This window comes from Rhizobium sp. NZLR11 (assembly GCF_019685115.1).
Lineage (GTDB): Bacteria > Pseudomonadota > Alphaproteobacteria > Rhizobiales > Rhizobiaceae > Rhizobium.
In genome coordinates this window covers 1-22,245 of the sequence record NZ_JABDWD010000043.1, presented here as the reverse complement: position 1 = coordinate 22,245, position 22,245 = coordinate 1, and the positions used below count along the sequence as shown (strand labels likewise).

Sequence of the window (22,245 nt, the reverse complement as noted above, 5' to 3'; positions counted from 1 at the left end):
CAGCGTCGCGTGGTCAACGGTAACGCCGCGCTCGGCCATGATCTCTTCCAGATCACGATAGGAGACTGCATATCGGACGTAGAAAAACACCGCGTATAGAATAACCTCTTTCGGGTAATGGCTGCCTATGAAATCGACCATGATCTGGAACTCAACCTGCCTGCTCATCTTCAACCCAGATCTATGGCATCACCAACCTGGCGGCAAATGCGCTGAGAAATTTGCGACAGAACCAGTCAGGGAACCTATGGCTCTTGCCGTCGCAACATCCCCTTGCACGTCGACGGTGAATTCTTCGATTTCAACTATCTCGAATCGATCCACGCCGATAGTGAACAACCCGGTCTTTACCTTTAGAGCCTGGCAAGGCTGCGCATTCTCGATCGCATTCTCGAGGGCATTCCCGGCCTTTGCAAAGGACGGTGGGGCCAGCAACGCGAAAGTGATGAGAAGAATTCGCCAAAGATCGGATGACCCGTGCGATGCAGGTTTGTTCAGTGTGACCATGCCGTCAGCCTCCGCTCCATTTAGATGTTGCCGCATGGCCTACGATCCTGTGCCAGCCGTTGTCGATCAAGGCGGCGCGAGCGTGCCGTCCGGGTCGACATCCTGCTTCCGCTCGCTGCGGACGAAGTGATCAAGGCGCGTCACCGTTTCGAACTCCGCGTGGTTGCGATACGATCCGAATTTGAAATACTGGCTCTCCGTTGCCAGAAACGGTTTGAATCCAATGATGCCCTCGGTCTTGGAAATCTTTTTACCGTCGGCCCAGATTTCGATCAGACCTGTTTGGTCCGAAACGAGGCGCAGGTGGTAGACCATCGTGGTCCATTTCCCGAACGGATCGGGCAGCGAATTGTAGCGAGTGACCGACAATCCTTGCGCACAGCCGGTTAAGCTCAGGAGCGACAACGGTGCTGTTCCATGGGCGAGATCGTCGGTGTCGTGTCCGACCGACAGTGTCTGCGTCTTCATCAAGGAGAAGACCTGCGCCGGCTTGACGAGCGTATGTGGGGTGCCGAATCCAGGTTCGACCGGGGCAGTTTCTTGCGAGGCGATGAAGACGCGGCAGAGGATGTTCTTCGGGTCGCGGTCAGGATCGGCGTTGTCCTGCTCAAGGGACACAGTAAAGGCCCGGCCGTTGAAACGCTGCGCAAGGACTGGAGCGTCCTTCGGAGAATTCGTTTGCTTCCACTGGCCGATGACAAATCGTCCGGTGGTCGGCGTTATGCTGGCGTCGACGAACATATCAAACCGGTACCAAATGTCGGTTCCGATCGGTGCCAGAATGTTTTGCGCTTCCCATAGTTCGGAGCGTTCACTGCCGTCGCGGTCATAGGAGCCGTCTTCCCGGGCACATCCTTTCGGGCGCCAGGCAAAGGCCAGCACGTTGTTTTGCGGCAGGCCCTTGACGACCTGCGTTGCGGCAGTTCTGGCGTCGCCTGTCAATTGACCGAAGGTGAAACTGTTCTCGTCCCGGCTGCATGAAAACCAGTTGTCTGAAACGCTCGTGGCATCGAACTCGTCCCGGATCGTCGGTGACGCAGCGTTCGCCTGTGGGGGGCCAGCCACCACCAGAATCAGGGCTAATGTGCAGTTCCATTGCCTGTACATGGCCTTTCCTCCTATTCCATCTTGAGGGTCAAACTGCTCGGGCAATGATCGGAAAGACGCATCTTGTCGGCCGGCGTCGGGTTCGGCCAAGGAAATTGCTTTTCCGACTCCGGCACGATCATGGTCGCGGCCCGCGTGCCATAAATGAAGAACTCGATCGGGAGAATGTTATAGGCGTCAGGGTTGGCGATACCGGACGGGTTCGGCTGGCGAAACTCGCGCCAGCATGTCGACATGTTTTCATACGGCTGCCGGAAGAGTTGGATATCGGATCGCGGATCCCGGTCGTGACCGGTCTTGTCCGCGCTGTAGCCGCTCAGTGCAATCCAGACTTCGTCAGGTATCGCGCCTGGTTGGGCGTCGAGGCGACGATTGAAGTCACCGACAATCATCCACGCTTCGCCTGCGGTTTCGCGCGCCTCCACCCATTTGCGAAGCGGATACATCTGCTGACCGATGGTATCGCATGCCCGGCTGGCGGGCTGTCCGGTCGCCGGGTCGGTGTTCCAAAGCTTGAAACTGATGAAGTCGTCGAAGCAGCCGCTCTTCAGATGAACATCAAGCACCCGCAAGGTCGATCCGGCCGACGACTGGATCGTGACGTCCAGGCCCCATCGGATCCGGCGGATCGTTCCGTTGTCGTCAAAGGTGACATCGAGCGGCTTGTAGTCTACCGCGGAGATGATCTTCAGCTGTGAGTCCGGCCGCAAGACCACTGCCGGATACTGCACGCGGGTCGCGGTTGTCGGTTTGACGGCGGTCATGCCGCTCTTGGTACAAACAGGAGCGACGGCCTGACCCTCGGCCTCCGCGAATTGACCGCTGATGCAATGCTCCCAACCGTCGGCTACCGGAAAGACCGCGTCGAGTGCTGCCGGGCTTGTTACCTCTTGGAGAAACATCACCTCGGCGGAGACCGCGTCCCGCCAGTGTTTAAGGTCGGTATAGTCTTGGCTGGTGCGGATATGGTCATCGGGAAAGACGGTCTTGGGGTCGCCGGGGTAGACCAGCGTTTGAATGTTCCAGTTGCCCAGTGCGAATTCCGCCGCCACCGCCGGCATCGGTAAGACCATCGAGATGAGCATTATGCATGTCGAACGTGTCAGCATTTTCCCCTCCGGGTTCATGGATAGTCCTGCGGTGCGTCGCGATTTCTATCTGCAAAGTGCATGTCATCGATGACGCTGCGCCATCCGTCTTTCGGTCTCAGCAAGCTCGGTGTCCCTTGGGGCGTTTGAGCGGCTGCTAATTGCTGCCAAGTCGAGCGAGAAACCGCACCGCGCTCCTGCTCGGCATGAACAGATAAGCTCCCCCGCGCATCCGCACGAAATCCTTTATTCCGGTCAGGTTCAACGGGCCGCGCGGTGACGGTATCGTCAGCCGCCCCATGCCGCCGCCACGGCCGGTGATGGGATCGACCTCGTTTTCCAATCCGTGAAACTGCCAAGCCATGGCCCAGGTCTGCTGAACGAATTCGAATTGGCGTTCGATGTCGGCGTTGAGGCACATGAAGAGAAGGCCGGGTTTTTGTTCCTCCGGATCATTGGCGCCACTTGCGTCAAAGCCTCGTCCAACACGCAGGATGCGATGACGATTGACGATCGAAAGCTCATCCTTTGAGGCCGGCGCCAGACTATCGCGAGGATTGGAGCGGCGAATGTGCGCGCCCAAAGGACAGCGCTCGCCGAGCGGATCCTCTGCGCCGGGCAGGAAGTCATTGTCGGGCCGAAAATGTCCCCCGTTTTGCTTTCTGGTCGCTGGACCATGCGGGTAACGCACCAGCGAAGAGCCATCCTTCCAACGGCCGACCATCTTGGCGCCGATCCATTCCGGCAAAAGCGCTGGATCGAGTTGATCGGGCACCGCCGGATGATCGGCGTAGCGTTTGGCCGCGTCGCCCAAATAGTCGTTGAAGACATCGACATACTGCGCGAGCTGGCGGATGACCAGGAACGTGCCGTTCCGCCCGAGGTCGCGCGCGGCGGTAGCGCCGCTCGTGCTAAAATCCGGCTGAAGCGCTCCCCGTGAGTACTTAGGCTCGGTAAGCGGCAAAAGATTGCCAGGATCCATCGCTGCCGGAACCTGTGGCGACGGTGGGAAGAAGCCACGCGTGTCGGGATAGCCGAGCAGAAACTCCCCTGGCTCGACCGCATGGATGGCGTCCGACTGGCGCATCCAACGCCGGGTTCCCTTGATGATCGGTTGCGAAATTCCGTCGGCAAAGCCAAATGGCTCTCGGACCGTCTGCACTGCCGTCTCACCCGGCTTAGGCTGCGGCAATGGCGTCGGCGTGACCCGATGCAACACTCGCCCGCCTGCGGCATCAATCCCCGAAATCAATTCCCCGGCGTATGAGGCAAGAACAGGCTCAGAGTCTGCATAGATGAGCAGCGCGGCATCGACCGCATTCTCCGGGCCGCCCCACAGCCATTGTTTGGATTGGTCATCACCGGTGTCGGCAAGCAGGTTGGCCCGACCGGGCGAACCCATGCCCAAACGAAATGCGGTCGGGAAGGCATCCTGGACATCCGGGGGTAAGCCCAACCGTCTTAGGCCGTCTGCTGTCAGTGCGCAGATCAAAACCTTGTCGGCGGGTGGCTGATCTCCGAAGGTGATCTGATCCTCGATCGATTTCAGCCAGGCACATGCTCGCATGGGATCGTCGGATAACTGGATCGCGATGCATGTCGCATAGGGATGTTTGCTCAAGCCGCCGTAAAGCAGCGTCTGGACCTCGAAAGTCTCGATCAACGTCGCCGGCCTTACCTTTGAGCCGAACAGTCCGAGCCACGCCGCGGCTTCGTCTTCGGTTGATACCATTCCAAGTCCCTGGCGGATTGCGGCGTTGGTGCGAATGCGCGCGGTCGTCAGATGTGGATAGGCGCTGTACCAGAACCATGTCGGCTGTTGTTGCCTTCGGGCCCAGCGCTTGAAACGGTCGCCATCTGTCGCTCCCTTAAAGAACAGGTTTTCGGTACGTGGGAAACCGACTGTATTGCTCCACGCGGCGGTCAGACCAGTGGATGCCTTGGTGATGAAATCCTCCAGATAGCTTTCCCAACTGCCACCGTAGTTCGAGAAAAACAGGAGCTTGTTAGTCTTCGGCAGTCGCACCCAGCGGGCATAGTGGATCGTGCTGATATCACCGAGAAACCCGGGCCGAAAGCGCCTCGTTGCCATCTGCCCGATCACCCAGAAGGCTATTCTGAGCGTCAGGCCGCGCAACAGCCCGGCCTGCATGATCGAGATGCCGGCAAGATGGTTCTGCTGCGTATCTTTGAGATTTTCGGCGTCGGTCAACGAAGCCATCACATCCGGATTGACGAGGGTGTCGACTGGCGTATTGGCGACCTCAAGCCGGCGCAGCCCCAGGTAGACACTCACAACGACTGCCAGCACGGCCACAGTAGCGGTGATGATCGAGAGGAAGAAGGCGATCACTCCAACCGCGAAGCCTTGCGAAAGCCCAGCCACGATCGTCGCGGCAATAACGGAAAGACCGAGCAAACAAAGAACCGGCCAGAAAAACGTGAGCAGCCCCCGGAAGGCAAGAGACAGTATGAAGCCGAAATCAAGGCGGGCCGCCTCTTCGGCGGCAAGGCGAGGAAATGGCTCGGGATCCAGCAGCGGCGCGAGGTCGGCATTGGCTTTAACGAAATCCCGCACCCGCGCAATCGTGCCCAGCGGTGCGCCGGCGGCCGGATAGGCGTCGAAATAGGAACGGAGTTCGCGGGCGAGCAGATATTCGCGCTTGATCCGCGCCACTGTCATGCCAGGCGTACCGCAGAAGTCGAGCCCCGGGACATCGAAGAGGCCCTGGCCGGTGCGAACATGGTGAGATGCGAGAAGGCGGCTGAGCGAACCTGTCGATTGAATTGCGGCCACCGACAGGATGTCGCTGACGAATAATGCCAGCTTGCTGCCCACCGTGTCGAAGGCATGTTGCGGCTCGCCGTCGACCGACATTTCGAAAACCAGATGCGTCGGCTCTCCAACTTCGCCACGAACCACGGTGATCGACATAAAATGCACACCCTGATCGCGCAGCGCGCTGCGGACGAGACCTTCCTTGCCGAACAGCTCGGGGCGAAATTCCTTGAGTTTTGCATCGACCTGATCGGCTCTTTCGACGCCGAACGGGATCGCACTTGTTACAAGCGATTGTGTCATGCCTACCCCTATGACTCGACGAAGTCGCGCAAACTTCCCGCTGCCGCATGGTCCGCTGGTCCCCCTCGAGGCCGATAGCGATCTTCGCGTCAGGCGTGCAACATATGTTCCACTTTATTTGTGGACTCACAAGCAAAAACCATCGGAGATACTTGTCTCGTGGGTCGTTTCATAAAGCTGTCAAATCAAGCGAAGAAGATTGCTGCCGCACAGAACGGGACGACAGAAAAAGCGTGTTCGCGTTCAGCGTGAAATATGCTTCAATGATTTGCATGACATAGGGCCGCGCGTTGTCTTCTCTTCGCCGCCCGGAAGCCTACCCGCCCAAGCCAACACTGCTGCTTCCAAGATTGGAGACCATGGCATGGAAAAGGACCCGGAAGCGTCAGATGGCGAGAAGGACATCGTCGCCACCCAGTCGGCCGCATTGTCCGTCGAGGTGGAAAAGGTTGCGCTCGCCGAATCCAATTATGTCCCGGCCGAAGAGCGCCGCTTGAGGCGGACCCGCGCTGAAGCCGATATTCGTTTTTCCGCTCGCAAGAATTTCCTCGAATCCCCGCGAAGCGATCCGAACGGTTTCGAGCGCATCATCGGCCAAAGCGACCTGATGTCGATCAATTTCCTTGATCGCGGACGGCGGGCGGCCGCAGCAGTGTGCCGGATCAAGGTGCCGAGCGATGGCGGCGCCTGGTATGGAACAGGGTTTCTGGTCGGGCCACGCCTATTGCTGACCAACCACCACGTCCTCGGCAACGCTGACGAAGCCAGCCAGTGCGAAGCCGAGTTCGGTTACGAGCACGATATCGATGGCGTGCTGGGTGAGGGCGTCAGGTTTAATCTGCGTCCGCACGAGATTTTTTACACCAACGCCGAACTCGACATCACCTTTGTCGCGGTCACGCCATTGTCGGATGAGGGCGTTCCGATCGACCGTTATGGCCGGCTGCCGCTGATCCCGCTTTCCGGCAAGGCGATCGATGGCGAGTGGGTCACCATCATCCAGCATCCGAACAGCGAGCCGAAGCAGATTGCCATTCGGGCCAGCCAGATCATTGTCCTCGATCCGCAGGCGGCACCCGACATCAATTTTGACCATTTCATCCACTACTCCACAGATACGGAGCCGGGCTCCTCCGGAGCTCCGGTGCTTAACGACCAATGGCAGGTACTGGCCCTGCATCACAGGGCAGTCCCCGAACCCAAAAAGCCAGGAAGGCCCGAAGGCAAGCAAGTCTGGATCGCCAACGAAGGTGTCCGCATCAGTGCGATCTTCGGCCTGCTCGAACAACAGCGCTTCGAACAGCCACAGGCAGGCCTGGTGCTGGACCGGCTCGACAACTCGCTCGGGCTGCCGCCGCTGTCTCAGGGCGGTAACCAAGGAGAAGCCCTGCTTGAAGCGGACCGAAAGCCGCTGGCGCTCAAGCGTTGGGCTGGCGTTACCGGATATGATCCGCTCTTCCTCAGTGCGCCGATCGACCTCCCCAACATCTACGCACCATGGCTGGCTCAAAACCAGATTGCGCCACTGCTGGATGGGTCCGGGCACGAGCTGGCATACCATCATTTCACATCTGTGATCCGAGCGGACAGGAAGTTTCCACTGCTGACCGCCGTCAATGTCGACGGCAACAAGCTGGTTCACCCTGGCCCGCGCAAGGACACGTGGCGACGCGATGCGCGGATCGCCGCCGCATACCAGCCGGATGGAGAATTCTACGAAAAGAACAAGGGAAAAGACCCCGTGCAATTCAGTCGCGGCACCAGGTTCGGCTGCTTGATCCCTGCTGGAGCAGCGCAGCCGATAAGGACCAGGCGCTGGTGGATTCACAAATAGGTGCACAAGATACGTTCCACTACACCAATGCAGCCCCACAGGTTCAAACCTACAATGACATCGACTGGGGCAATCTCGAAGACTACCTGCTCGACAAAGCCCAAAGCACAGACAAGCGGCTTATCATTTTCACAGGCCCGATCTTTCGGGAAAATTCCTTTACGGCAAAGCCGGAAAGGGTGGTCCTTGGAAAATCCCGCTGTCGTTCTGGAAGATCGCCGTGCTTCAGAAGTCCCCGACCAAAGTCGCAGCCGCAGCGTTCATTGTCGGACAGACCCAGTATGTGCAGGCGCTGTATGAGGCGAAGGTGTTTTCAGGACTGAAGCCCTATACCGTCGATCAGATGCGCAAGCGTCGGATCCAGGCGACGATTGCTGCCATTGAAGCCGAGACTGGGCCCGATTTTTCCGCAATCCGCCCCTTCGATTCGCAGGGGACGTTAGAATCGACCCGGCAAACTCGTTGGATCAGCGATATCAATGACGTAATAATCTGACCCTAAACAAAGCTTCCTGAAAGGCGCTTTTGCCGCGATGCCGTAGCTGGGTTTCGGTTTCAGCTCACGTTCAGTTTGGCAACCGCTGATGCGGCTTGATGTTCGGAAACCCCTTCTTTCCGCCCAGTAATTGATCTTGCTCCATCACGCCGTTCAGACTGAACAACCACGCCAAAGGCTCCGACATCGTCTGCGCGGGAAACCATTTGTAAAATAGCGCTTCTGCTCCGGCTCGGTGTGAGAACAGCTCATAGATACGGCGTTGAACGAATGCGAAGAGAACCGGATCCGCTTTCGAGACAACCAGAGCGTACGGTTCATATGTGAAAGATTGGAACGGATCACGGACTCCGTCGCACGCCTTTCCGGCCGCTTTCCAAGCCGCAAGTTTCCCAAGAATAATCTCACGGTCGCCGACATATACTTTGTCGCGAGCGGAATCACTGCAGAACCAGGCAATCAGCTTGTCGTGATCGTCCATCGGGCAGAGCACATACGAGGGTACGGTCGAATTTCGCTCGCTAAGCGACTTTGTGGGTTCGGAGGTGGTCTGGATCGCTGGCCTTTGTGTGAGGCAGTCTGATCGATCTCCAGTGAAGCAGAACGGTGCCTTCGTGGAGGTGCCGAGACGCAGCGCATCAAGGGTGCAGGCCTCTTTCGCCACGCGTTCCGCGGTTGAGGGTACAAGATACCCCAATTCGACGTCCCTGAACGTCCGAAGAGACCGCGACAGATAGGATACACCCGAAACAAACACGATTGGAGAGAATAAACCCGCCTGCATCCGCTCTGGATCGTCGAGACGGATCGTCACCGCATCGCATAGTAAATCGACCTTTGTGGCGTCCGACGGGGCATCGGAAGCTTGCCGCATGGCTGAGAAACGGCTCTTGCTGTCGATCGCCGATTCGATCAATCGATACTCGCTGTTGTCAAAAATCTCGTAGCAGATATCGGCCAGATATCCCAGATATGGCTTGTTCTTCCCACCCTGATCCGAAGGCGCCTGATAGGAGAAAGGCGGAATATCGGTCCGAAACCCAACGACCACATCCTTTGATCGCGCCTCCGAAACAGAGGACGCGACAAGGCCGACTGCGAGCATAACCACAAGCCCGGATGCCGCGGCCTTTCCAAGCTTGGCGGACCGTCCAGCCACGGTCGGTCGACGCGGCGTGAGGCCAAGGACGGAAAAGAGCGCCGACAGCGGAATCACGATCAAATCGAGCGTCCCATAATAAGCGAAACATGTCTCCAGATCTTGTCTTCTTAAACGCGGAACCCCCCATACCGAAACCGGAGTCACACCGTTCGACGAGGCGATCGTGCATTGTCCAGGCGATGTCATGACGACGATCTCGCCCAGATAGATGGCCGTAACAAACGTCGCGCCAACGGCAAAAGCGGCGATGACAGAAAATGAAGGAACCCGGACTGGGGCCCGCACGAAGTTGACGAAAGAATAGACGATTGCGGCAATAGGCGCCAAGAGTAGGAAATAGAGCAGTGCTCCCGTCCAAGCGCCCGAACCAATCAGGCTTTGCCACATCTGGGAGACGTTGCGCGCCGGCAGCGCGGAATAGAGCAGCGCGATGAGCGTCATACCAAGCGAAGCGACCGCGACGGCCCCTAGTGCTCCAGAGATTGTTGACCAGGCGATACTCCGACCAGCACCTGGACTACCATCGTCGGGACCATAGGCCACGCTGACAAAAGCCGCGATGCCACTCGTTGGCAGCCAGACGAGCAAAAACACCTTCAACGTCTCCAAGGCAGCCGTCAATGCCGCCGTCTGATCCGACAGCGGTACCGAAGAGATCAATGGATGCCACTGCGCTTTGACGACGAGAAAGTACGCGACCAAAACGAGAATGAACCAATAGAGGGGTAAGCCTGTTGCTGACAATTCGCGACGATCCACGACCTTTTCGATGATGCTATCTCTCAGCGCCCCGGATTTCATTTTCTCGAAGCGCGAGCCGTATTCGCAGTATATCGCGAGGATCACAGAAAACCGGTCTCGCAGCTCCTCGAGCAGACAAACATTACTCCAAAGACGTTTCTCGAACTCCTTGCGGCGATCCTGGTCCGCGGCAACCATGGAATCCGGTATCTTCCCCGCATCGGTTAGGTAGTCGAAGTCTGCCAGCGCAAGCTCGGCGTCGTCGCGAACGTTACGCTCGTACTCATTTAACTTTCGACGGATCTCGGGGTCGGACCATTCCACGTGCTCTTTGTAAGACCATTGCAGCAGGATCTGCAGGTTCTTCGCGAGCACAAAGTAGCCGTTCAACTTTGGCTCGAGCAGCATCTTGACCCAATTGGAGCTGGCTCGCGGTGCCATGTCCGAGGGTGCGCCATCGATCAGCGTCTTCAACCGCACGGCTTTTTCTTTGAGGCGCGTTGGGATGCCAACCACCTCGTGAGAGAAGCGCCGAAGCCAATTTTCTGCGGGCACGAGTGAGTTGAGGAGGGGCGCAAATCCCGATATGCCGAGTGCGAGAAAAAGCGGCCATTGCCAAGAATCGAATTCAATCGTGCCGACACCGATTTGCAATCCCGAAACGTTCAGTTCATCGAAGAGCTGGACAATCAACCGGCCAAAAAAGGCGAGGGCAGCGTAAACGAAGATCAGGGAGATGCAATAGATGGCATAAGCGCGCCTAAGGGAGAAACTGTCCTTAAGGTTCCAGATCGAAAGATCCTTAAAGTCGCGGAACGCAGCCGCGTTGACATCGTAGGACGGCTCTGAAAATCGCCTCCATGCGAAGGCGCATATGAGTGCGCAGCCCGCCACAAACGCTAATACGAACTGTCCTGAGACTGCAATCCCAACGAACGGAAAATCTCTACGCGTGCCGGGGGCGAGCAACCCGAATTGCCATAGCGAGTCGGGAACCGTTGCTGGCCAATACGCAGATTTCGAATACACCTCCGCAACCTTCACGTTACCTTCATTGACGGATCAGCATTGTTGTTGTTGAGGATTGCAAGGTCCGGCAAGCGCCGGTCGGGCCGATCCCGCGGCCAAGCCTTCCATAGCAAACACCATCGCAATAGCGGCCAAGATGTAGAGCAGCTTTTTCACGCTCGCCTCCATTCCAAGATAATTTTAAATCGAGCCTACAATGCGAGAGTACCAGTAAAGCTAGCAACTTACAATTGATTTCTGCCATTTTTCAGTACATTTACGTCGTTATGGGTGCGCACCCACGCTGGCCTGCTAACCGAAATGTGAAAATATCAACGATCTGATTCGAAACAACGGATTTTACTATGATCTCTGCATCTTTATTTTAACCTTCCTTCAGAATCTAATGCGGAAGATACTTGGTCTGGGAACGATTTCAGTTGAACTGCAGGCAACCGACAGGTTTAGGTCGTCTGCGGTGAGCAAGCTTCTTGGCCAGGAGGAAATCAAGCCGAACAAGATGCGCTATTGTGGAACAACGCGATGGCGAGTTCGAGCAGAAGGTGGCGGAGGTCTTGTGTATCTATCGACGACGTCAACCGCCATCCCGTCATCCACACATGGTCCTCAAGCTCGCCGACGCCGCTTGATATGGTTCGAACCACGACAACGCGATACTAGGTCGCATGATACATTTGACCGCTGCCGTGGACGCAAGGCCGTGCTGAGGGCGGCGAATCTGACTTCTCGTGCGGCGTGCCCGTCCGAACATGTTTCGCGCAGATCACAATCAAACGCACTGTGAAGATAATGGCAACTCCCAACAGAGGTTAGCCATATGCGTTTCTCGGCCCACTCTAACTAAAGGTTTATCTCCATGTACAGGTCTGTAATGGTCACATCTTTGCCAACGCTGGTAGGCCTCTGATCCGACCTCAACACGGTAACGCCCTTCGTCTGGAGCGCTGCGACAATCGCGTCAAAGGGCAGCTTGCCCCATCGCTTCTTCACTGCCATGTCATGATCGACAGGAACCATCGCGAACTCGAGTCGATCCATTGCTTCGATACCGAGTTTTTTCAATGTAGCGTTCGAACTGCCGTGATGGCCGACCTTGTAGAAGATGCTCCGCGATACAAGGTCCTGCGCCTTGACGGTACGGCCTTGGACGTCCCAGCTTACCTGCTGCCACGATAGCCAGTTGCCAACCTGAGCGTCTGCGACAAATAGCAAGACGTCTCCATCTGGAAACTCAATAGCCAGGACAAGGCTAGTGTTGTTGGTATAGCTGTCAAGCGCCAGAGCAAGCTCGGTGGAGCTATCGAGCCAGGAGGTTTCGATCTGCCGCCAGAGAGGGGCATCATTGCCCGGGCCGAAATAATTCGCCTCGAAGAAGTCGAGAGCCCGGGCGCTTGAGTAGGGGATGGCGTTCATTGCGCCAAAGGGAGCAGAATCGTCGCACGGACCGAGTGCATCCGCGGCGCTTTCAGCAAGACCGTAGGCCGCCAAGCCATATGTTTCCGGAGTGCTGGCCGATGCCAGGGTCTTGTGCAGCGCCTTCTCATCCTGAGGCGGACCCAGCACGTAGATCTTTACGGCTGGATCCGCCAATTCCAAAGGCGGGTCCTTCGGGTCGCAGTATCGTACCTTTCCCTTCGATGCCGCTTTCTTCATCGCATCTTCTGTAGTGCTTCCCGCGACGCCAAAGAAGCCGAGCAGGTTTTCGATGTCGTCGGCCTGGTCGCTGTTCCCGGCGATGCGCATCGCTGACGCACCCAGTCTCAGTTGGGAAATTGCATGGGATTGTTCCTGCCGCAGGCGCCTGGCAAGCTCGTTGTCGGGATCTTCGGTCCAGGCAAACCAGACATGGTCGAACTTCAGGCGGTCAAACGCAGTGTCTGCTTCCAAGAAGCCGGAAACATGGTCCCAGTGCTGGTGTGTCACCACTAGAATATCCACGTGTCCCTTCGTGTCCGCTGCAATATGGTCGACAACCTTGGTCATCTTGACCGCCGCGTCCGAAGTACCAAGGATGACGCCACAATCAATCATGATCTTGTAAGGCTCCTGGCCCGCGGTCCTCGGCAGGCTGATGAGAAAGCAATCGCCCAGGCCCTGGCGGTACATGCGGATCTTCGCTCTTGGACCGCTTCCCGTCGTGCCTGGCAGGAGTTCCATAGGAGACCCGTCAGGCCGAGGTGCCTCAACCTTTGCTACTGGCGTTCGCCGCGAAGCCTTCCTCGATGGTTGCCTAGTCATACTGTCTCCCCCGGCACCTGTTGTCGATGCAGGATCGCGAAAGGTTCGGCTCCCCCAGGAGGCTCGGCGTAATAGGTGTCCGACAGCGAGTTGATGCCTTCGCGGTAGGCCATTTGGCCATCTAGCCGTTGCGCATTTCCGAGCCGCTTGCGAACGAGGTAGCGAACTTCCTTGGTCACCAGGTCAACCAGCATCGTGCAGCCGCCACGATAGGTGGCGACGAACCCCGACTCTGGGTAAAAAGTCTGTGTGATCTCGATAACGAGATCGGTCCTGCTCTGGCCATCGGGCCCAATCCGCCTTGCCGGGCGTACGGAGTGGACCTCGATTCCATGGAGGTTGCCGGAAACGTCACCGATTTTCATTGGGCCGGGGACCCGCTCGAAGCCCAGTGCCTCGAGCAAATCGTTGGACGCTGCATTTATTAGCCAAGTCCGAAATGTTGCAGCATTCGCTCTGGCGCTATCATAGGCCTTGCGCCTGTCGACCAGCATGTCCCAGTTCAGGGATAACTGGGCAAGGACATCCGACAGTGGACCAAAGGGAAGGGGCGGTGGTTCCCAGACGAGATTCCCGGGAGAAAGATGGTGAACGCCGCTGGGATAGATCCCACGGTCACGAAACGCAGCGACGAAGGCGACGCGGTAATGCCTCGGATCATCCGGAACCAGGTCCTGATCTGCCGTGATCAATGCACGCAGATAGTCACCGAACGTAATGTCGATCGGCGGGCAGTAATCGAGCGCCCTGATACACATTCGCAGAACTTGCCGTGCGACCTTGCTGGCTTCGTCCGCTAGGGCATCGACCAGGGCGGCCGGGACGTCCCCCGAAGCTAATACGCCTGATCCACCTGTCGCCAGCCTCGTCAACTTGTCAGCGCGGTCCTGGTAGGTCGTCACGAAAGCCGAGAATACCGCACTCAGCAGCACGCCGCCGAGACTATGGGCTTCAAGGTCCGGATTGTAGTCCGTTCGCCGCGCCGGTTTGTAGACGCCGTCTTCCATTTTTCCAAGTGCGTCGCGAAGGGGGTTGAAGCTACCGTCGAACGACTGTCCAAACTCGATCGCCAACTGGGAGAGGTAGCTGTCGTGTTGCAGATTTCCGCGGGTCGCGCGGATCGCATGCTTGAGCGCCTGCGGCATGGTAAAATGCTGGAATATCGCCACGATGTCAGCAAATGCTTCATGAAAGGCAAGGACGTCGGGATTGGTCGCCTCGCTGAACCGGCGATGGAGTCCGTCCAGCAACGCATGCGTGGTCTCGTGCGCGATGATGTCGTGAGAAAGCGAGGAGAACGTTATGCCTTGCGGCAGGCCCGAGCCGGCAAAGGACGGCGCCGAAAAATATCCAAGGAGCAGCGCCTTTAGCTCGCGACTATAGAAAGAATTCTTGGCTCGTATTGCATGCGGGTAGATGCGAAGGCGCTGAATGTACGTCTCATGGACGGTCGCGTCAGCTCTGGTAATCCTCGGTGCCCAAAGTGCACGCCGCCCGAGCGCCCGTTCGAAGTATTCGATTGTGCGCATCGCAACGGCATAGCACATCTGCTGGTGAAACTGGGGATCGCCTTCCGACGGCGGCAAGCCGTCTTCGGCCAGTATGTGGGGTGCATTGAGGTCGACGGGCGCGTAGGCGAGACGGCTGGCGGGGTCGACGTCGATAATTTCGATGTATTCGCCGATTGGCCCCGGCCGGAGGCCGTCTTCCCACGGGACGTCGATGATCGCCTCGTTGATTCCGGCCGTGGAAAACTCGGTCCCCAACGATGGATCCAGGGCAAACACTCGCAATCGCCTGCGAGCAGGGGGAAGCCTTTCGGGCCTGATAGCGCGCGAGAGTTGGAATGCCTCGATCAGGCTTGGAGGCTTGTGCGAGGGTTGGCTGCCAGCTGCATCCGTGGCAGCACGCGGAGGGGGTGGACCTTTAACGCCGCCGATCTGCAGCGTCTGGCGCAACCTGTTGGAGATATTGGGATGGGCCAGCAAGGCCTCGCGTAGATCCTCGCACGCCTTTGAAGACAGCGTTTCGGGAGGGATCGTCGGGTCCGGCAGTACGGCTTCGACCTTGGCAGATTGCGACAGTTGGAGCGCCTCAAGCTCCAGCATGGACTGGCTGTTCCCGGCTACTATGCCGAGATTGGCACCCAGCAGTATGTTGAGAAATCCGAAATTGACGCTGTCCTTCGGTTGCCTGACGAGCGACCCTGCCGATGGCGCTTGGACGTCCAGCGCATGAGCAGCCTTCAAGGCACCATGCCCAAGGCGGTGTCTTTCTGTCGCTATTACGGTCGCTGTCGAAAACAACGCCTGGCGGACGGCCTCAACGCGCATCCAGTCTTCGGGGTAGGCGTCGATCGCACCGCGATTTTTCTCGATCCAGAGCGCCGCGGCTGCCGCGATCTGCGGTGTTGCCGACGACGTGCCATTCCCGTCATGATCGACGATATTTGCGCACCCGATCCGCGCCCACGGTGTATTGGGGGTCGCCGCCGACATCGCGGTCGCCATCTTGCTGGGAGGGCCGTAGTTGCCTGCCATGATGCTGACGGGAAGGTCGGCATAAGGTTGGCCATTTGCCATCACGCCGCAAGCGGCAACCACACGGTTGAAACGTGCGGGATAGACGATATTGCGGGTCGGCAGGTTTCCATAATTGTTCCCCGCCGCCGTCACGACGAAGACTCCTTGCTCGTAGAGGGCGTTTATGGCGTCGGCCCAGGCCTGGGACGCAAGACCACCCATGCTCATCGTAATGACGTCCACGCGGGTCAGCGGATTTCGGCACAGTTGAAGGACGTAGTCGAAAGCCTTCGCGATCGCGCTGTTGTAAAAGAGCTCGACACGGTCGGAGACGCGTACCGGTACTATCTCTGCGTAAGGCGCGCCTCCCAGTGGCTTTCCTGGTTCCACCATCGTGCCCGCGAGGATACTAAGGGTTCCCGTACCGTGCCCGAGGTTGGTGAACGGACCGGTGGTCATGTCGCGAGCGTCGTCAGGACGACCGTCGTCGACGAGATTGCGCTGCAGGGTCACGTTGAGAAAATGTGGCTTACTCTTATGAGTATCGCTGTAGCCCGTGTCCAAATGGGCAACTCGCACCCGCGCCGTTGCCGGGGCTGCGGGTGGGGGAGGGGGGAACTCCGAGTGATCGGCGTCGCGCATCCAGTAGTTGTCCGGCTTGCCGGGATATTTCACATTCTGCTTTTCCGGTCCATCGCAGCTCATCGCAAGCTGCAGCCCGACGGGGCCTGGATCCTCGACCAACCATCTTTGTGGAAGATCCGGCTCTGCAAAATCAATTAACTGCTGTGCTGCCATAGGGGGCTGGCCGCGCACGAGGCGATGGCAGATGTCCCAGGGGTTCTCCCCGAGCTCCGCTCCGGGATCGACAACGTGCCAAGTCGGTGGGGAAGCCGCGCCGATATTGGGTTGGGCAGCAATGCTGCCTAGAAAAGGCGTTGCCGCAACAGACAGTGGCTTCCCGGTGACCAGGGGCAATTGCACATGAGCGAGTTCTTGTCTGGCCCTGACGAGGATGCGGGTGGAGTGAATTTCCGTGGCCATTTTTTCTCTCGGAATTCTGTTGTCCAAAACAGCCTGGTTGAAGGCAATCTTGGAATTTATCCAACACCAACCATTGGCAGCAAGGCGGCCGAATGCATGTCATCCACCGCGTAGGCATAACTAGCTTAGGACGCCCACTCGGCTTTTAGCTGTGCAAATGGCATACGATACTGGTCGCAATCAATTTGTCCCTTGGTGTTGCCAACAACGCCCGGCACCTTCTTGGGTCCAGGGCCGTTGCGGCCTCCGTCGGTGTACTGCCACAACCAGTAATCTTGCCAGCTTTTGTGAGGGGTAGGCGTGTCACCATATTGAGCAAGCCACAGCCTATGTGAACCAAAGAACTCGTTCTTGCTGTTACCGAGGCTCTCCTTGAGTAGGGAGCCACCGTAAATGACAGCCTTTCGGCCCAGCTTGTCCGCAATGCCTTTGAGAAACGCGGCAGCCTGCTCAATAGACATCTGGTTTCCTCGAGTACGTTCGAAATCCAGCGCGACCAACGTCCTTTTGTCGGGATCTGCAAATTGCAGAAAATTGTCTATCTGTTGGACCACCGGAGCGGCGGTACCCCAATGGTAGGCGCCCCAAAGCAACCCGGATTTGAGCGCTGCCGACCGCCGTTCGGCATACTTGTTATCTCGTCCGCTTGCTCCCGTGGTCGCCTTATGGATGACCGCCTGCAGGCCGGCCGTACGTGCCGCGTCGAAGCTCGTCACGCTATCTCCGTGGTATAGATCAATAATTCTTGGAACCTCGGCCATTTGTTCCTCCCTTAAATGGCAGAAATTTTCAATGTCCCGTAATCTCCAGACAAAATCCATCGTTGCTAGTGAGCCACGATGCCCGTTCGACGTTGTCGAAAGTCCTCCGACAGCGCCATCTCGCCTGTCGGTTGCTTCCAACGGGTCTCAAAATGCAAGCTTTTATTGTCATCTAATGCACTCGACGGCCCCGCAGCCGAATACAACAGGCCTCACGCTTCGGCGACGCGAATAATGCGTGACCGACAGGACTACATAGCGCTGCACAGATACGAAATACTACTTGAACTATATTGCAGATCGCCTATTAATTGTAAATAGGACTTCGATCCAAGCTAAAATTATCTACCCCGGGTAAGGCTCGCTCGAGCTACCTGGACGAAATTCGTCTGCGATGTCAAAAAATCATCGCTGGACGGGGCCGTGGGAAAGCGATCGTCGATGGAATTTGCGTCCACGCGCAATAGCAACGAGCCCGCGCGCTGGGCTAGACTAGAATACGGGGGTTCAGACTGATGGACGAAAGTGCAGTCGCGAACACGACTTGGCAGGCGGGCCAGACTGCCCAATTTGTGGCGGTGGGTTCTGTTGCTTTCTCCAGGTCTCTCTTGCAGTCGACAATGATGCTCTACCTTGTCGCGTTGGTCGCTTTCGCGTCGCCTGCAATGGCCGATGTCGATCGACTTTTCGTTCGGCCGGGTACATCTGTCGTTGTTTCGGAAAGCAACAACAAGATTGAGCTCTCGGGAACGGCACCGCCAGGCACTCATCTGGTAACGTCGGAAGTGGGTGCCACAGGCAGTCCGTATTGGGCGTTGATCTACAGCGCTCCCGCGGGGTCGGACGCAGAAGCGGCACTAACGTTCGCCAGTGGTGGCGCGTTACGCACTGTTTTGATCGAGGTTTCGACGTCGCCCACATCGGACGATCCTGCATTGATTGGCAAGGCTGTGCGGCTCCTGTTCGCGATGTTGGTCATGGCGGTCATATTGGAATCCGCATTCGCAGTCCTGTTCAACTGGCGTGTCTTTCTTGAGTTCTTCGACGGGCGCGGAGTCCGCACGCTCGTCATGTTTGTTGCCGCCTATTTGATCGTTAGAGGATTTCACGTCGATTTCGTCGCGAGCCTTCTCCAGACGTATGGCATTGCTGCCACACCAACGCTTGAGACCACTCTCCTTACCGCTCTCGTGCTCGCAGGCGGCAGTGCGAGCGTCAATGCACTCATGGTCGCGCTCAATCTGCGGGAGAATCGCAAAATAGAGGATGTTGCGCCAAAGCCGCCGCAAACAAAGGCTTGGGTTGCCATGAAGATACGTCGGAAGAAGGCCGTCAATGTCGTGGAGGTCATGCAGCAGGTCAAGCCGTTTGTCGATGCGGGCAGTCCTCGGCAACTGTTGGGCGTTGTGCACGCACAGAGCATTGTCGGGCGGCTTCGAAAATATTTCTGGCGGGATGTCTCGCGAGTCCCGATGAGTGCGGGCATCGAGGTGGACCCCAAGATGGAGTACGCCTTTATCATTCACGGTCGTGACAGCGCGGGGACGGACATATTTTCCGATGCCGCTGGAAAAAGCCTTGAGAAGACCGGTGATACCTTCGTCCCGATCCCCCAATCCTATGCCTTCGCGCCTGGGTCAGTGGTAGATTTCGACGTGACTCTCTAGGCCATGCCGGTCGCGGGGTGGAATACTGCATTGAGTGCATCTGCGAGCAATTTTGCTTCTGGTCTAAAGGGAGGAAATGCAATGGCTGGTACTGTCAGGGCTTGGCTGGATCAAGCAGGCAAATTCCCGATCGCTCACATAGGAGGCATCCCCCATTTCAATGAGGCAGTGCCCCTCGGCGCACCGAGGACGGGAGTTCTTCATACGACCGAGGGCGGATGGGCCGGAAGCCTTGCGATCTTCAAACAGCATTTCGCCCCGCATTTCATGCTTGGCTTCGATGCAGATGCACAAAAGGTTCGCGTCGCCCAGCTTGTCCAAGTCGGAACCATCGGCGCCGCACTAAAGGCGCACAACAATCGGGCGATCGTTCAAATCGAAATGATCGGCTTTTCAAAAGAGAATCCTTGGATCCCCGATGATGAGACTGTCGCAGCGTTAGCGTCCTTGATGGCGGTCTGCGCCATTGAGTACGGCATTCCTTTGGAGCATCCTTGGCCCGATGGCGATTTTGGCAAGGCTGGCCGGAATCCACATCGATCGTCGGGGAAGTTTGGTGAGCACGGCGGTTGGTTTGGTCATGGCGACTGTCCTAGTCCCGATACTCACTGGGATCCGGGAAATCTGGAGTGGAGCGTCATTCTCGATAGAGCCAAGCAACTTGCCGGCGTTCGACTTGCGCCGTTGATTGCATCGGCGGGACCTGCTGCCATGGCCGCCACCGAACAAGGTGCAAGAAAGCCGCCAAAAAATCGACCTCGAGTGGATGAGGCTTAGTGCGGCAATAGCGAGGTGCTATCATGTCGAAGGATGACGACGATGACCATGTCGCGCCGGAAAAGAAGCCGAAGAAGTCGTGGTGGTCGGAAAACCTCGGCACACTGCTGACTTTTGCCTCGGCGATACTCGTGGCGCTGATCGGGTTGAACAGCAAAATTTTTGAGACGAACACGCCGCCCGTGGCGGAGATCTCCTTTAATTTGGCAACGAAGGCGTCGCCTCAGGTCTCTTCCAGCAAACCTGAAGGTTCGGGCATCAGCAGCTATGCGAGGATTCCTGTCGGCCAAACGGTCCTTTTCTTCGCCGACCGATCGGGGGACGTGGACAGCGTCCAGGGGCCGAACAAGGGTAGCGTCGATACCCTTGAGAGCAACGAACTCTCCTTCACATGGCAGGTCAATGGCAGCGTCGAAACCGAGGAGGTCTCGCTCACCTGTAGCCCTTATCACGCTCCCTGCCGCTCGTTTGAGCACACATTTACAGATCAGGGTCTCTATACCGTGACGCTGGTGGTTGAGGACGGCGATCCTTGCGGCATCATCAGGTCGGCCTTGATCTGGAGATCGAGTTGTTCCAAGACGGCAACCGCAAGCGTGGGCATCGATGTGCAGCCGGCGCGCGCGCCGACCGTTCTCGTGACCTCCGACAAGGTACCAATGCCGACGGTGCTTGCCCCAACCAATCCACTGTCGCTTGATTCCAGTCATTCGTTCGATTTCGACCAGAAATCCGATAGTTTGAAGCGCGAATGGTATCAGGATGGTCAACTCGTGAGTATCGACACGATCTACGGGCTGACTGCGCCGCCGGACGCCGGGTCCATCGCGTTGGAATTGCGGATAACGGATGCGTTTGGCATTGCTGCACCGTCGTGGAAACGATCCTTCATGGTGGAGGCTCCTCTTTCTACGCCCACGCAGAACCAGGCTGCCCAAAGTAGTCCCAATATCCCATCCGTGGCATCCGCGTCCGACGACTTGGTCTGTGCAAATCGGCCCACCTATGTCCTGACACACAACGTCGTGGGCCCGTCCAAAGCGGGGACAACCTGCATTCTTCCGGTTCGGTTGATTACGCATGGTTTTGACCTGTCGATCAATTCCGAGGTCATCGTCGGAAACGGCGCGACAATCTCTGCTTTCGACATTCCTTCGCAGGCTGGCGCTCCAGGCGCGCGCGGTATCGATGGACCTTCCGGTGCAGTGCCAGGCGCATCCGGCGCACCCGGCGCAACGGGAGGCGACGGAACGCCGCCTCCGTCGGCGGGCTCCGCCGCCGGCAACGTCGTGCTTGTTGCTCGTCGTTTTGAAGGACAACTGACGGTCAATGCGGTCGGGCAGGACGGAGGAATGGGCGGATGGGGTGGCGAAGGCGGCCGAGGCGGGAGCGGTGCGGAGGGCGTTCCGTCCCGAGCAGGTCTATTTGACTGCCAATCAGGACCCGGTCGCGGTGGCGATGGCGGTGCCGGCGGCGCAGGTGGCGGGGGCAGCACCGGCGGGCGGGGCGGCGATGGAGGTAAGGTGTGGATCACGCTGCAGGAGGTTGTCAACGACGGGATGATTACTGTTTCGACAACCGGCGGCCAAGGGGGCGAAGGCGGTCATGGCGGAACAGGGGGAGCCGGCGGCGCCGGAGGGCGGGAGGGCGAAACGCGCGGTTTTTGCGGATCAGCCGGCCGTGGCGGTCGGGCCGGCGAGGCGGGTCTCGGTGGCAGACCTGGCCTGCTCGGCCTGGGCGGGAAGTCCGGGACGATTGTACTGCGGACCGGAAAGGATGACAGCGAGCGGGCTTGGCAAGATCGAGCAGTCATCGACAAGAGCCTTTTTTAACATCACGATCGGGTTGGTCGCGGTAGCTTGGAAGCGTTCCCAACCGCTGCGCTGAACATCCATCCTGCTCCGGTTAGAAGCCGAACCAAAAAACAGGGTGCACCAGGTCATCTGCCTAGACTAAGCCGGTTCGGCGTTCTCCCGAGGTGGCGCAAAGTTCCATAAATACCTCTTACGCCACCGACACTTGTAGCGGCTATTTAGTAATGCGACAGTTGGGCCAGTTAGAGAGGTTCTGTCGCAAATTTCTCAGCACATTTGCCGCCAGGTTGGTGATGCCATAGATCTGGGTTGAAGATGAGCAGGCAGGTTGAGTTCCAGATCATGGTCGATTTCAAAGGCAGCCATTACCCGAAAG

Annotated in this window: 15 protein-coding genes and 1 pseudogene; 6 read left to right on the top strand and 10 right to left on the bottom strand. The window is 57.8% G+C overall.

Annotated features, from left to right (window positions below; genetic code table 11):
- From HJB83_RS33480 to HJB83_RS33460, 5 genes and pseudogenes are all read right to left on the bottom strand, one after another.
- A pseudogene (locus HJB83_RS33480) lies at positions 1–141 on the bottom strand (IS6 family transposase); the annotation flags it as partial.
- 48 nt (positions 142–189) lie between these two features.
- Positions 190–507: a hypothetical protein gene (locus HJB83_RS34495; RefSeq protein ID WP_259671483.1), complete on the bottom strand. Its 318-nt coding sequence runs from the start codon at positions 505–507 to the stop codon at positions 190–192.
- A gap of 66 nt (positions 508–573) precedes the next feature.
- Entirely contained in the window at positions 574–1,614 is a 1,041-nt protein-coding gene (locus HJB83_RS33470) for a heparin lyase I family protein (RefSeq protein ID WP_221159848.1), read from the bottom strand.
- 11 nt (positions 1,615–1,625) lie between these two features.
- Positions 1,626–2,723: a hypothetical protein gene (locus HJB83_RS33465; RefSeq protein WP_259671482.1), complete on the bottom strand. Its 1,098-nt coding sequence runs from the start codon at positions 2,721–2,723 to the stop codon at positions 1,626–1,628.
- Positions 2,724–2,859: 136 nt separating this feature from the next.
- On the bottom strand, positions 2,860–5,784 hold the full coding sequence (locus HJB83_RS33460) for a hypothetical protein (RefSeq protein WP_221159847.1): 2,925 nt from the start codon (positions 5,782–5,784) through the stop codon (positions 2,860–2,862).
- A gap of 364 nt (positions 5,785–6,148) precedes the next feature.
- Here HJB83_RS33460 and HJB83_RS33455 point away from each other — a divergent pair, with 364 nt between their 5' ends.
- From HJB83_RS33455 to HJB83_RS34485, 3 genes are read left to right on the top strand one after another with little or no spacing between them, the layout of a single operon-like run.
- A complete protein-coding gene (locus HJB83_RS33455) occupies positions 6,149–7,618 on the top strand; it encodes a serine protease (protein WP_259671481.1) in 1,470 nt (489 codons plus the stop codon).
- Positions 7,603–7,941, top strand: a complete 339-nt coding sequence (locus HJB83_RS34490; RefSeq protein ID WP_311044509.1) for a DNA/RNA non-specific endonuclease — start codon at positions 7,603–7,605, stop codon at positions 7,939–7,941. Before HJB83_RS33455 ends, HJB83_RS34490 begins: the two co-directional genes overlap by 16 nt.
- The gene (locus HJB83_RS34485; protein WP_259671485.1) at positions 7,839–8,114 is read left to right on the top strand and encodes a hypothetical protein; all 276 of its coding nucleotides are present in this window, start codon (positions 7,839–7,841) and stop codon (positions 8,112–8,114) included. Before HJB83_RS34490 ends, HJB83_RS34485 begins: the two co-directional genes overlap by 103 nt.
- Positions 8,115–8,184: 70 nt before the next feature.
- On the opposite strand, the gene HJB83_RS33450 is transcribed toward HJB83_RS34485, so the two are convergent.
- The 5 genes from HJB83_RS33450 to HJB83_RS33435 all read right to left on the bottom strand — a co-directional run bounded on the left by HJB83_RS33450 (position 8,185) and on the right by HJB83_RS33435 (position 17,611).
- A complete protein-coding gene (locus HJB83_RS33450) occupies positions 8,185–11,061 on the bottom strand; it encodes a hypothetical protein (protein ID WP_311044508.1) in 2,877 nt (958 codons plus the stop codon).
- Positions 11,062–11,079: 18 nt separating this feature from the next.
- Positions 11,080–11,202 carry a hypothetical protein gene (locus HJB83_RS34480; RefSeq protein WP_259671480.1) on the bottom strand — a complete coding sequence of 41 codons (123 nt, stop codon included), beginning with the start codon at positions 11,200–11,202 and terminating at the stop codon, positions 11,080–11,082.
- Positions 11,203–11,886: 684 nt separating this feature from the next.
- Positions 11,887–13,152, bottom strand: coding sequence for a hypothetical protein (locus tag HJB83_RS33445; protein WP_221159846.1), 1,266 nt, complete (start codon positions 13,150–13,152; stop codon positions 11,887–11,889).
- Between the two features lie 128 nt (positions 13,153–13,280).
- On the bottom strand, positions 13,281–16,850 hold the full coding sequence (locus HJB83_RS33440) for a S8 family serine peptidase (RefSeq protein WP_221159845.1): 3,570 nt from the start codon (positions 16,848–16,850) through the stop codon (positions 13,281–13,283).
- Between the two features lie 125 nt (positions 16,851–16,975).
- A complete protein-coding gene (locus tag HJB83_RS33435) occupies positions 16,976–17,611 on the bottom strand; it encodes a glycoside hydrolase family 25 protein (RefSeq protein WP_221159844.1) in 636 nt (211 codons plus the stop codon).
- Between the two features lie 515 nt (positions 17,612–18,126).
- Between HJB83_RS33435 and HJB83_RS33430 the strand changes: the two genes are divergently transcribed.
- From HJB83_RS33430 to HJB83_RS34655, 3 genes are all read left to right on the top strand, one after another.
- Positions 18,127–19,278 (top strand): hypothetical protein, encoded by a 1,152-nt coding sequence (locus HJB83_RS33430; protein WP_221159843.1) that lies wholly within the window; start codon positions 18,127–18,129, stop codon positions 19,276–19,278.
- An 81-nt stretch (positions 19,279–19,359) separates the two neighbouring features.
- Positions 19,360–20,055 (top strand): N-acetylmuramoyl-L-alanine amidase, encoded by a 696-nt coding sequence (locus tag HJB83_RS33425; protein ID WP_221159842.1) that lies wholly within the window; start codon positions 19,360–19,362, stop codon positions 20,053–20,055.
- Positions 20,056–20,078: 23 nt separating this feature from the next.
- Positions 20,079–21,887: a collagen-like protein gene (locus HJB83_RS34655; protein ID WP_221159841.1), complete on the top strand. Its 1,809-nt coding sequence runs from the start codon at positions 20,079–20,081 to the stop codon at positions 21,885–21,887.
- Positions 21,888–22,245 lie beyond the last annotated feature (358 nt).